Genomic DNA, 12307 nt, shown 5'->3' with positions numbered 1-12307 from the left:
TGCGTTACGAATCTCTGCGGCTTGGCTCGCTTTGCGCCTTGACAGTTGCCCCCACCCCCAACCCCTCTCCCGCTGGGGGAGGGGAATAGCCACAAAGAGACACAAGAAGCACAAAAACATCTTTGGAGTGTTTGCGTCTTTATGGTGGCGATTCTCTGCGCTATACCGATTGCCCCCACCTCCAACCCCTCTCCCAGCGGGGGAGGGGTGAGTGTACCGCAGAGGGCGCGAGGGGCGCAGAGGATGATCGCCATCCCCCAGATCTTTGCGCCCTCTGCGTTCTTGGCGTCTTTGCGTTAAACCCTTTGCGTCTTTGCGGAGCCGGACAGCCGTCCCCCTCTCCATACATCGCGGCGTTGACTAGCATCTCGCGGTGAGGCAAGCTATAATACCAAGCATCGCCTATCCGTTCCGCGCCTCGGAGAGCATCGATGGCGTCAGTGACCCTCTCCGTCCGCATTGTGTTGCTCGGTGATATCCGGTTTGAGACAGGAGCAGACCGCACTACCTTTCCGCACCGTGAGAGTCTGCGCCGGTTATTGGTTCGTTTGGTCTTGCGTCCGCGCCAGCCGTGTGGCCGCAAGCAACTGGCTTTTATCCTCTGGCCCGACGCTGAACCGGCTGAGGCGTTGGCGAATCTGCGCCGGCATCTGTACCTCTTGCGCGAGCTGTTGCCGCCGGCGGCGCGGCCATGGTTGGAGGTTTCAACGCAAGAAATTATCTGGAATGCACCGCCCAATTGCCAGCTTGATGTCACTGCTTTTGAACAAGAGTGGACGACGGTGGCTGAGATGGAGGCGGCAGCGGCGCTGTACGGCGGCGAATTGGCCCCCGGCGTTGATAGCGATGACGAGATTCTCTCCCGGCGCGCGGCCTTGCACCGGCGCTATCTGCTCTTGCTCAAAACGCTGGCGCGGGTCTGGCTCGATCGCGGCGATTGGCAGCGAGCAGGCGCATGGGCGCGCCGGTTGCTGGCGCTCGATCCGTGGGATGAAGAGGCGGTGCGGTGGGCAATGACGGCGGCGGCATCGTCCGGCCAGCGCGCGGCGGCGCTCGATCTGTATCGCGCGCTAGCCGAAGAGTTGCAGCGTGAGCTGGATGCTCAACCGGCCCCGGAAACGACGGCGCTGTATCACGATCTGCTCCATCACCGGTTGGAGCTGCCGGAACCTGCCCGCCAATCGCCGGCGCTGTTTATCGGGCGTGATGAACCGCTCCGGCAATTGCTTGAACTGATGCACCATGCCGGGCAAGGGCAGGGCCGGATCGTCTTTGTCTCCGGGCCGGCTGGTGTGGGCAAGACGGCGCTGGTGCAAGAGGCGATCCACCGCTCGAACGGGATGGCTACCGTTCCTGCATGGCAGGTGCTGCGAGGGTATTGCCAGCCGGCCCGCAGTATCGGCGAGCAGCAGGCATATTTACCGTGGCGGCAAGTCTTGACCGCCGCTGCCACCCGTTTGGTGCAGGTGGCGCCGAACGCCGATTGGCTGGCGCGGTTGGCTCCGCTAGCGCCCGAACTGGCGCTATTGCGGCCCGGTTTGATCGCGCCTGACCAGCCCGATGCCGCGGCGCTGCAGCTGGCGATCCGGCAAGCGTTGCAAGCGTTGGCCGCTACCCAACCACTGCTGTTGCTGATTGAAGATGCGCACTGGATCGACCAAGCTTCGCTGGACGCGCTGAATGACGTGGCTGCGGGGTGCCGTTCGCTGCCGCTCTTGGTGATTGTGACGCACCGGTCGGGCTCGATTACGCCGGCATTACTGGCGCTGAAGCGGAGTCTGCGCCGCCAGCAATGCGCGCATGATGTCACCGTGCAACCATTCACAGCAGAGGAAACGGATCGCTTTTTGACCCAGATGCTGGATCGGCAGTCGCTGAGTGCGGTCACACTGGCCGATATCCGGCGGTATGCGGGCGGGTTGCCGCTCCTCTTGCATGAAGCGGTAGCGGCATTGGGTGAGATGCGTCACGTGACCAAGAGTGGTCTGACCAGTTTGCGCGATATCCTCACATTGCGGTTACGCGCGATCGGCGATCACAACCGCCAGATGCTGGAAGCGGCGGCGATCTTGGGGTTTTCCTGCGCCGATGCGGTCTTGCAACGGATGCTCGCGTGGTCGCCGGCCAAGTACGCTTCGGCGCTTGATGAGTTGAGCGCGCGCCACTTGCTAGTGGATACGGTGATCCACGGCGCTGACGATTACGCTTTTTCGCACCACCTGATACACGATCTGATCGTGAGCGATATTCCCGCCGATCGGGTGCCACTCCTGCACGAGCAAGCCGCCCGCGCGTTAGCGGCGGTCTACGCCGGCCAGAGTGGCTATGCGGCACGGATTGCCTATCATTACGAGCAAGCCGGCTACCGGTTGCACGCTGCCCGTTGCTGGCTCGACCACGCCCGTGAGAGTACCGATCTGGCGGCATTTGCGCCGGCGAGCGAGGCGATTGCCCACGCCGAAGCGTTGCTCACCGGCGCCAGCCGCGCCGAGCGTGAATTGCAGGCGCGGGCCGCGATGCAACGGGGGGTTGTGGCGCTGTATCAGGGTGATTCGGCGCCAGCCTTCGCTCTGCTCGCGCAGGCGGTGGCGGCCAGCCGTGAGTTCCCGGCGCTTTATGTGCAGGCGCTGGTCATGCAGGCGTATGCCCTCTACACCCGCGATCGGGCTGGCGAGGCATACGCTGCGGCGACGCAGGCGCTGGCGCTGGCGACATCGCTCAACGATACAATCAATCTGGTGCGCGCGCGCAATATTCGTGGCGTCAGCGCCTTGATGTTGGGGCAGATGGAGGAAGCGATTGCTGATCTGCGCCAAGCGTGCGCCAGCATTGAACATATCCGGCCCGACGATGAGCACGGGCCGGGGGTGATGGCCCAAACCGCGCAAAGCTTGAACCATCTCGGTACGGCGCTGGTCTTTGCCCAAGAGTACCGGCAGGCCCGTGATGTGCTCGATCAGACGGTCGCGATCGCGCAACGCAGCGGTTTGCGCCGGTTGGAAGCGGCGGCGTTGACGATGATCGGCCAGATGTTGCTGAACTGCGGGCGGTACGATGAGGCCGAGCGGGTATATACGCGCTCGCTGGAAGTTGCCGGCGAGTCGTATAAGCCGGGGATGTGGGGCAAGTATGCCGGTCGCGGTTGGGTGTATCTGCGGATTGGTGAACACGAAGCGGCCCGGCGCGATTTCACGAGCGGCTTGCATATCGCGACGCAGGTCAAGAGCCAATACGGCGCGCTCTTAATGCAGAGCTACTTGACCTTCGTTGATTTGGCCCAAGGCCGGACGCCGGCATGGTCGTTGGCGCAATTGGCGGCGCAGGCTGAGGCTGCCCAAAGCTATCCGGTGGTATACATCGCTTGCCTGTTGGCGGGGCAGATTGGGGAATTGATTGATCAATCCGAACTGGCGCTCGCACTGTATGAGCGGGCTTGGCGCGCCGCGCAAGCGAGCAATGTGCCGTCGTTTGTCTTGGCGGCGCGGGCGCGGTATCTTGGCCGGCGGATCGCGATGGCGCCGCAGAGCGATCTTTGGGCCGAACTTGATGCACTCGGCGCAAAGGCCGGGCAGGCCGGCGAATTGCCGGCACAGGCGCTGGTAGCATTGGCGCAGGCCAACGGTTGGTTGGCGAGCGGCCAAGCGGCGCAAGCCGCGCCGGCAGCCGAGCAGGCGGTGATGCTGGCCCGCGCCTGCCCTGATGTGCCGTTGCTTGGCGAGAGCTTGCTTGTACTGAGCGACATTTGCTTGCGGTTGGGCGATACTAGCCGCGCGCAGGCTGCATTGGCCGAAGTGCAGAACATTGCGCACCAATCGTTTGCTCCGCTGGCGATTCCGCTCGGTTTGGCCGAGGCGGGCCGGTTGCGTGCGGATTGCCTCAGGAGCCTGAATCCGCACGCGCCGGAACGAGCGGTTGCGCCGCGGAAGTGGCGGGCGGGGTCGTAGACCGTTGTTCTTACTGCAGAGACGCAGAGGGGTGAACACGCAAAGGCGCGGAGAACGCAAAGCAGCGCAAAGGGGGTTGGAATCACTCGTACCCGCTGCGTCCTCAGCGTCCCCTGCGGTCAGCATAAGGCAGCCCCACCCCAGCATTCCCCGCTGGGGGAGGGGCGGACAGATCATGTGTCCGGTACCCGGCCCTAAAGGGCCGGGCTAGGCTTACGAAGCCCGCTGCGCGGGCTGATGCCCCCACCTCTTGCCCCTCCCCCGTTGGGTGAGGGGTGATGGGGATCTCAGCACGGGGCTTTACGGCATCGCCCAGCGATCGACAGTTGTACGCGATCAAACGTTCTGTCCGCTCCTCAACCCCACTGGGGGAGGGGAGAGCGCAGTGCCCCCTCTCCCAGCGGGAGAGGGGGACGGGGGGTGAGGGCTCACGGCAAGGCGTAGAGGGGGTTGGAACCGAACCGCATCCTCCGCGCCTGCGGCGGTGAGGCTAGGCGGCCCTGATCGCCGAGGACGTTTTGAGGACGCTGGCCTGCTACACTACGAATGCCCGGCCATGCTTGCAGGCTGGGCGCTTTTTGTATCAGCAGTGACGTTCTCAGAGGTGCTCGTATGCGGCCAACGCTCCTTGTGTTCGTTGTCTTGTTGCTCCTTTCCGCCTGCGGCGGCGGGACGCCTACCACCAACGCGCCCACCAGCGCGCCGGCTTCCGCCCCTACCCAAGCGCCCGCGCCCACCAGCGCGCCGGCTTCCGCCCCTACCCAAGCGCCCGCGCCTACCACTGCACCCGCGGCAGCCGGCCAGTTCGACCCGCGCGCAGCAGAACCGTGCGCCGTCTTCAACCCTGATGAGCTGGCGGCCATTACCGGCGTGCCGTTGTTGGATGCGTTTCCGGGGAAAGATCGCTTCTTTGCCACCTGCGCCTACGTGTTCAACGACCAAGATCAGAGTAACGCCAATCTTGGCATTGATCTGCGGAATCCCGGCGCTGAAGCCTTTGCCAAGGTGATCCAATTCAACCAAGAATCAGGCAAAACCGTCGAGCAAATAGACATTGGCGAGAGCGCGGCGATTGTGGAGAACGATGGCGAATTCTCGCTGTATGCCGTGATGAATGGCTGGAGCGTCACCCTTTACGGCTATAAGCTTAGCCGTGAAGAAGTTATTGCGATAGGCCGATTGCTCACTGATCGGCTGGTGGCGTTTACACCGCCGCCAGCGGGTGATGTGGCCAATCAGCCTGCCCCTCAATCTGGTGCGCTCATCGGGATGGAAGTCGTGATCGAAGAGCCGGCGAATATGGCTGGCGTGACCACGCTGGAAAGCCTTAACATCGTCTCAATTGCCGGCTTTGCGATGTGCTCATTCGATCCGGCAGCCGATCCGTTTATCGTCACATTCATCGCGCGACCCGGTGAAGACCCGCCCACGCCGGTCGGCGTCTTTACCCTCTCAGCTTCCGGTGGCGTCAAGCCCAATCAACCGTCGCCGGCCAATTTTGAGGTCGGGCTTGGCCGTTCCGATGAGCCGCAGATGTTTGCCGGCGAAGGGACGGTGATCGTCGCGGCGGATGGGAAATCCGGCACATTTGAGGCTGGCCGGCTGAAGGGGCGCTGGAGTTGCACCTTCGCGGAATGAGATAAGACCTGTTCGTGGTAAGGAGCGCAGCGCAATGCCGCTGCGCTCCGCCATAATAACGATGAAAGAGAGCCGTGATTTATGACGACTCGTTACTTGCGGTTAGGGTTGCTGATAGCGCTTGGCATGGCGCTGATGGGTGGCGCGGGTACAGCGCCCATACGGGCGGAAAGTGGTCGTTGCTACGTCAAATGGAATGCGCTAGGAGGCAATAATGGCACAGCGTGGATCGATGCGTACAACGATCTCCAATCGGCGCTGGCGAATCTGGGGTGCCGCCAGATTTGGGTGGCGGCGGGGTTCTACCAGCCCGGTTCCGATCCGAACGATAGTTTTATCCTCAGAAACAACGTGGCGATCTACGGCGGATTTGCCGGTACCGAATTGAATCTGGACGAACGCAATCCGGCTGCGAACCGCACTGTGCTCACCGGCGACATTGACGACAATGATACCTACAACAGCAATAGTATTGTTACGAGCATCAATGGCACGAATAGCTACCACGTCGTGACCGCGATTGAAGTTGATAACACGGCCATTCTCGATGGATTCACTATCACTGGCGGCAACACCGCCACTGGCAAAGGCGGCGGTATCTGGTTGTTCGATAGCCGTCCCCGCTTGAACGATCTGATCATTGGCGGCAACACCGCCAGCCAAGGCGGCGGTTTAGCGAATGAATACGGTTTTCCCATCGTTACTAATGTCACTTTCCGGCAAAATAACGCCCAGACCGGTGGCGGCATGGTGAATATCGCCGGTTCCGCCACTCTGTTTAACGTAACGTTTCAGGGCAACCGGGCGCAACGAGGTGGCGGCATGGCCAATCTGAACAGTGAAACGACGCTGGGCAACGTTACGTTCAGCGGCAATGACGCCACGGTCGATGCCAACAGCGATGGCGGTGGTATGTACAATAGCCTCAGCGCCGCGTACCTCAGATACGTCACCTTCCTCAGCAACAATGCGAATCGGAATGGCGGCGGCATGGCCAACGTTGACAGCACGATCATCTTGGAAGATGTCGTGCTGTCGCTCAATGCCGCTGCCAATTGGGGCGGAGGCGTCTTTAGCCGCAACCAGACCCTTGTGATGACCGGCGTTACCATTCACGCGAATGTGGCCAATTATGGCGGCGGCGTGTTTACAGAGAGCGCGGCAGGGACGTGGGTGAATGTTACGTTCAGCCAGAATAGCGCCAGCAGTTTTGGCGGCGGGATCTATCTCTACAGCAACAGCAGCCCGACCTTGACCAACCTGACTGTGACGGGGAACAGTGCCGGTACGAATGGCGGCGGCATGTACAACGACAGTTTCAGCAATCCGTCGGTCAGGAATGCAATTATTTGGGGCAACAGCGCAACTTCCGGTAGTGGCATCCATAATTTCTCCAGTACCCCGACGATCGCCTACAGTAACGTGCAGGGTTGCTTCACGAGCGGCTCGTGGAATGGGTCATGCGGTACGGATGGCAGCAACAATCTTCAGCTTGATCCGTTGCTAGGCGCCTTAACGAATAACGGCGGCTTCACGCCGACCCATGCTTTGCAACACGGTTCACCGGCGATCAATAGCGGCCTGTGCGGGATTGGCAACTCGATTGATCAACGTGGCGTTAGCCGGCCACAGGGTGGCGCGTGCGATATGGGAGCGGTCGAGCGCGCCTTTATTCATGTGCCGTTGGTGCAGCGGTAGGTTGGTTACTGGGAGAGCAGGGAACCCGGCCCTGAAGGGCCGGGCTAGGGTTACGAAGCCCGCTGCGCGGGCTGCTGGCCCTCACCCCCCAACCCCCTCTCCCGCCGTCAGGTGGGAGAGGGGGAGCTGCTGACACCCTCCCCCAACATGGAAGATTGGGGTGGGGGTATCCCTCGCTCTCGTGTTCAGGCACCCCCACCCCTAATCCCTCCCCCGCTGGGGGAGGGGAACATGTACCGCCGAGGACGCCGCGGGCGCGGAGGAATAGCCACAAAAACTCACAAAAGCCACGAAAAATAAGCAAATGTTTTTCGCTTTCTCTCACCCAGCGAGAGGAGGGATGGGGGTGAGGGCTAGCCATTGACCGCCGCGAACGTGGAGGAAGCTCCCAATCCCAAACCCCTTCGCGTCCTCTGCGCCCTTTGCGGCTTTGCGTTAAGAATCTCTGCGCCTTTGCTCCCTTCGCGCCTGTGCGTTGATGTCCCGCTCGTGTGGCGCTACTGTCTGTTCACCGCCGCAACAATCGCCGTCTGCAACAAGCGATATAGCTCATCGGTCAGCGTGTCGTATTCGGCTTGAACCTCACCGGCGAAGCTCATGTCCGTCCACGATCCCATGCCGCCGAACACCCACGCCGCGCGCACGGCGGCCAGCAATTGGCTGGAAGCGGGGGGCAAGAGGTCATCCTCATCGGCGGCGCTCGCTGGGGTGGTGAGGAAGTGCAGCGCGATCTCGAACGAACGGGCGAATTGATCGGCGTAGTGGTCAAGCGCAAAGTCAATCATCTTGGGCAGGTGCGCGATGAGCTGCTGTGTCACCTCGGCCACGGTGGCCGAAGTGGCAGCGTAGCCAGCAGGGGCATTGGTGGCGATCCGGCCATACGTCACCTGCCATCGCCTCCCATCAGCGCGAAAACGGTCGCCCAATTCCCAACGCGCCTCCCAATAATCAGAAGCCGCTGGTTTCACCGCTTCAATCAGCCAGCGGGAGCCGTCCTCGCCAAACCCCACCGGCGGACTGCCGGCGGCAGCGTCGGGTTCCGGATCGTACACCAGACGCAGCGCCGTGACACCCTCTTCCCTGAGCCGCGCCAGCCACGCGATCGGATCCGCCGCATATACCTCCCCCGCGGCGCCAGCGTGGTTCAGATCAACAAACCGGACAACCTCGCACGACCGGAACACCGGGTTATCCGGGTAGACATCGCCGAGATTCACCGCCGCCGGCGCGCGCAACGCCGCATTGGCCCATGCGGTGAGGGTGATGATCTGGGCAAGTGAAGCGTCCATGGTGTTTCCGCTTGGATGGTGATGGGATGGTTTACCGCAGAGGGCTATGGTTATTGCTGCGTGATTGCGGCGGTGATGGCATCTGGGAGAGTATTCGCAAGCAATACGACCATCCTGCTCTTGCTATTGTCAGATTCGATACACTATCCTGCCTCATGCAGGATCTGCTGAATATCTCGCTTGACTTGTGGGATCCGCTCACTGATGGTTTGCCAAACCAATCGATAATCTATACCGAAATAAAAATGGATTAACTTGTCTCTCATACCAGCCATCTCTCGCCAAGGAATCTGAGGATGCTGCTGGCGAATCTCTTCAGGTATTTGTTTTACAGCTTCACCGATAATTTCAAGTTTTCTAATAACTGCACTCGATGTTTTATCATCAGCTTGAAACATCTCCAAATCCATTCCTGCAACGAATCTTTCAATACTGTCTATTGCTGCTAGAATGTCTTGTAAATAGATAGTATAGTTTCTCATACCATCACTACTTCTCCTAGTACTGCGTCCTGCAACTCGGCGCGCAGAGCGCGTTTCGGCACCACATCCACCGGTCGCTGGAAGATTTCTTCGAGGTAGAGTGCCAATCCGATGACGTCGAATAAATCTGCGCTCTCCGCAAAATCCACTAACAAGTCAATATCACTCGTAGCAGTCTGTTCGCCGCGCGCAAACGACCCGAAGAGACCGATTGCCGCGGCTTTATAGCGCGTGGCCATGATTGGTTGCAGCTCTTTTAACTTGGCGAGGATCGTTTCGGCGTTGAGCATTGGGATTGGTTGGTTTTATCTGATACACGAACTACTATAGGATGACCCCATCCGCATGTCAAGCAATCGCACCATCGTTTCACTCTGGGCAAGGAACGCTCCCTGAAAGCGCTTTCACGGTTTTGTGCAACTGATTCGCGCTTTTTGAAAAGCCAGCGCAGCGCCGTTTCGGTACTATACGGGTAGTTGGAAGCGTTCCCAGTCAGTGGCGGCAAGCTATGAATATCACCCTTGACGACATCGCCCGGCGGGCCGGGGTTTCGCGAGCAACCGCTTCGCGGGTGATCAACAATCATCCGCACGTCAATCCGGCGGTGCGCGAGCGGGTGTGGCAGGCGATCCGCGAGACGAATTATCAACCCAATTTGCCGGCGCGCTCGCTGGCTAGCCGCCGCTCGCAGGTGATCGGGATCATTATTCCACAGCCGATCCATACGCTGTTTGCCGATCCCTATTTCCCGCTGTTGATCGAAGGGATTGCCCACGTCTGCAATGAACGGCAGTTTTCGATCATGCTCGATCTGGCCACTACGACTGACAGTGACCCGTATCGCCACCTTGGCCGGCGCGGGTTTTTGGAAGGGGCGATTGTCGCTTCGGCGGTCGAAGACCAATTTCTCTTGCAGTGGCTGGCGCAAGAGACGATCCCGGTGGTGTCGGTGGGGCGGATTACGTCACTGCAAGCGATCCCCTATGTCGATGTCAATAATCGCTACGGCGCGCGCATGTTGGTTGAGCATCTGCTCTCGCAAGGGTATCGCCGGATTGCGACGATTACTGGCCCGATGAATATCGTAGCTGGACGCGATCGGTTTGCTGGGTATAGTGATGCGCTGCATGCCGCCGGGTTGCCGGTGTTGCCGGAACTGGTGGTCGAAGGCAATTTTAGCGAGCAGAGCGGGTTTACCGCGATGCAGACGCTCTTGCGGCTGGTACCGATCCCCGACGCGGTCTTTGCCGCCAGCGACATGATGGCGCTCGGTGCGTTGAAGGCGTTGCGCGCCGCCGGTCTCAGCGTTCCCGGCGATATTGGCTTAGCCGGGTTTGACGATATTCCGCTGGCGGCAGCGATGACGCCAGCGCTCACCACCGTGCGCCAACCGATCGGTGAATTGGGCCAGACGGCGGCCCAATTGCTGCTCGACCGGCTCGCGACCGATTCTCTCGCACCCGTGACCCAGCGGGTGATGTTGCCAACCGAATTGGTGATCCGCGACAGTTGCGTTCGCCAGCATTGAAAGGGGGTGCAAGCGACCAGACGTGAATCCAGTGTTGAGGATGCGGGAGGAGGACATATCCAGTCGTTATAGCTGCCCAACTCGCCCGCCAGTTCAAACCATCTTCGGCACGTAAATAGCAATGGCGACTCATTCCAGAGGAGGAGATTCAATGAAATCGCTGAAACCGCTGCTCGTTAGCCTTATGTTGATCGTGGCTGCGCTGGTCAACGCCGCCTGCGGCAGCGGCGGCGCAACGCCGCCGGCCCAACCCACCAGCGCACCCGCGGCGAGTGAACCAACCGCCGCTGTTGCTCCCACTTCAGCTCCTGCTCCCACTGCTGCCCAAACCTCTAATCGCGTCAAAGTGCGCTGGTTCGTCGGGTTGGGCGCCGGCACCGATGAAGGCGCTATTCCCGGCCAGAATGCCTTTGTTGAGCGGTTTAACGCTAGCCAAGATAAGATTGAGCTAGTGCTCGAGATTGTCGACAACAACGTCGCTTTCGATACGCTGGCTACCCAGATTGCCGCCGGTAATGCTCCCTGTCTTGTCGGCCCGGTCGGCATTCGCGGACGCGACAGCTTCAAGGGCGCGTGGCTCGACCTGCAACCGTTGATCGATAAATACAACTATGATCTGAGCGATTTCGATCCGAATCTGGTCAAGTTCTATCAGGTGAAGGAAGAGGGCCAGCTCGGCATTCCGTTCGCGATCTTCCCCTCGTTCATCATCTACAACAAAGACCTGTTTGACGAGGCTGGCCTGCCTTACCCGCCCGCTACCCACGGCGCGCCATGGGTTGACGAGAACGGCGTCGAGCGTGAGTGGAACATTGAGACGCTGACCGAGCTGGCGAAGAAGCTGACCGTTGACGTCAACGGCAACGATGCCACCTCGCCCGATTTCGATCCCACCAAGATTGTGCAGTTCGGCTGGATGAACCAGTGGACTGACCCGCGCGGCATTGGCACCTTCTTTGGCCCCGGCTCGCTGGTTGATGAGAACGGCAATGCCCAAATTCCCGACAACTGGAAGGCGGCGTGGAAGTGGACCTACGATGGCTGGTGGAAGGATTGGTTCATTCCGAACGGCCCCTACGGCGGCGCCGACTTCCTGCAAGGCCCCGGCGGCCCCTTCTCGTCGGGCAATCTGGCGATGATCCACATCCACATGTGGTATGTTGCGCCGTGGGCCTTGGGCAATGTGGGTTTCGATTGGAATCTGGCCGCCACACCGAGCTATAACGGCACGATTACCGCCAAGATGCACGCCGACACCTTTGGCATCCTCAAAGGTTGCCCCTACCCCGATGCCGCCTTCGAGGTGTTGAGCTATATGCTGAGCGCCGAGCACGTCAATGAATTGCTGACCATCTACGGCGGTATGCCGGCCCGCCTCTCGCTGCAAGACAACTACTTTGCCCAGTATAATCAGACCAGCTTCCCCAACAAGACTGACATTAACTGGGACGTGGTGGTGGAAGCGATGGCGTATGCCGACAACCCCAACCACGAGAGCTGGATGCCCAGCTTCCAAGAGACGACCGACCGCTACAACGAGTTCTGGAACTATCTCGCCAACACGCCGGATGCCGATTTTGAGGCTGAAGTCGCTAAGTTGAAGGCTGATCTGCAGAAGATCTTCGACGCGGCGAAGCGGTAATTCTTGGCAAGCGGCGACTCTGCCGCAAACAGTCCGGCTCCTCCCTCAGCGGGAGTTGGGAGAGGAGCCGGACAAACAGAAGAGCT

At 60.3% G+C, this 12307-nt stretch carries 8 protein-coding genes; 5 read left to right on the top strand and 3 right to left on the bottom strand.

Annotation, left to right across the window (positions count from 1 at the left end; genetic code table 11):
• The first annotated feature begins 431 nt into the window (after positions 1 to 431).
• From A6A03_RS08010 to A6A03_RS08000, 3 genes are all read left to right on the top strand, one after another.
• Positions 432 to 3944: an ATP-binding protein gene (locus A6A03_RS08010; RefSeq protein ID WP_066786075.1), complete on the top strand. Its 3513-nt coding sequence runs from the start codon at positions 432 to 434 to the stop codon at positions 3942 to 3944.
• 612 nt (positions 3945 to 4556) lie between these two features.
• Positions 4557 to 5582: a DUF3558 domain-containing protein gene (locus A6A03_RS08005; protein WP_066786072.1), complete on the top strand. Its 1026-nt coding sequence runs from the start codon at positions 4557 to 4559 to the stop codon at positions 5580 to 5582.
• Positions 5583 to 5663: 81 nt separating this feature from the next.
• The gene (locus A6A03_RS08000) at positions 5664 to 7280 is read left to right on the top strand and encodes a choice-of-anchor Q domain-containing protein (RefSeq protein WP_066786069.1); all 1617 of its coding nucleotides are present in this window, start codon (positions 5664 to 5666) and stop codon (positions 7278 to 7280) included.
• Positions 7281 to 7777: 497 nt separating this feature from the next.
• On the opposite strand, the gene A6A03_RS07995 is transcribed toward A6A03_RS08000, so the two are convergent.
• From A6A03_RS07995 to A6A03_RS07985, 3 genes are all read right to left on the bottom strand, one after another.
• Entirely contained in the window at positions 7778 to 8569 is a 792-nt protein-coding gene (locus tag A6A03_RS07995; RefSeq protein ID WP_066786067.1) for a hypothetical protein, read from the bottom strand.
• Positions 8570 to 8712: 143 nt separating this feature from the next.
• Entirely contained in the window at positions 8713 to 9051 is a 339-nt protein-coding gene (locus tag A6A03_RS07990) for a HepT-like ribonuclease domain-containing protein (protein WP_066786064.1), read from the bottom strand.
• The gene (locus A6A03_RS07985; protein ID WP_066786061.1) at positions 9048 to 9341 is read right to left on the bottom strand and encodes a nucleotidyltransferase family protein; all 294 of its coding nucleotides are present in this window, start codon (positions 9339 to 9341) and stop codon (positions 9048 to 9050) included. Before A6A03_RS07985 ends, A6A03_RS07990 begins: the two co-directional genes overlap by 4 nt.
• 176 nt (positions 9342 to 9517) lie before the next feature.
• Here A6A03_RS07985 and A6A03_RS07980 point away from each other — a divergent pair, with 176 nt between their 5' ends.
• Together A6A03_RS07980 and A6A03_RS07975 are read left to right on the top strand one after the other, a co-directional pair.
• Positions 9518 to 10579 carry a LacI family DNA-binding transcriptional regulator gene (locus tag A6A03_RS07980; protein ID WP_342673055.1) on the top strand — a complete coding sequence of 354 codons (1062 nt, stop codon included), beginning with the start codon at positions 9518 to 9520 and terminating at the stop codon, positions 10577 to 10579.
• 151 nt (positions 10580 to 10730) lie between these two features.
• On the top strand, positions 10731 to 12221 hold the full coding sequence (locus A6A03_RS07975) for an ABC transporter substrate-binding protein (protein WP_066786055.1): 1491 nt from the start codon (positions 10731 to 10733) through the stop codon (positions 12219 to 12221).
• The last annotated feature ends 86 nt before the right edge of the window (positions 12222 to 12307 follow it).

The organism is Chloroflexus islandicus (assembly GCF_001650695.1).
Taxonomy (GTDB): Bacteria; Chloroflexota; Chloroflexia; order Chloroflexales; family Chloroflexaceae; genus Chloroflexus; species Chloroflexus islandicus.
This window is presented reverse-complemented; position numbering and strand designations above follow the sequence as displayed.

Coding starts and splice junctions, on each gene's coding strand:
- A6A03_RS08005 (WP_066786072.1), top strand. CDS start 4,557: ATGCGGCCAACGCTCCTTGTGTTCGTTGTCTTGTTGCTCCTTTCCGCC.
- A6A03_RS07975 (WP_066786055.1), top strand. CDS start 10,731: ATGAAATCGCTGAAACCGCTGCTCGTTAGCCTTATGTTGATCGTGGCT.
- A6A03_RS07990 (WP_066786064.1), bottom strand. CDS start 9,051: ATGAGAAACTATACTATCTATTTACAAGACATTCTAGCAGCAATAGAC.
- A6A03_RS08010 (WP_066786075.1), top strand. CDS start 432: ATGGCGTCAGTGACCCTCTCCGTCCGCATTGTGTTGCTCGGTGATATC.
- A6A03_RS08000 (WP_066786069.1), top strand. CDS start 5,664: ATGACGACTCGTTACTTGCGGTTAGGGTTGCTGATAGCGCTTGGCATG.
- A6A03_RS07985 (WP_066786061.1), bottom strand. CDS start 9,341: ATGCTCAACGCCGAAACGATCCTCGCCAAGTTAAAAGAGCTGCAACCA.
- A6A03_RS07995 (WP_066786067.1), bottom strand. CDS start 8,569: ATGGACGCTTCACTTGCCCAGATCATCACCCTCACCGCATGGGCCAAT.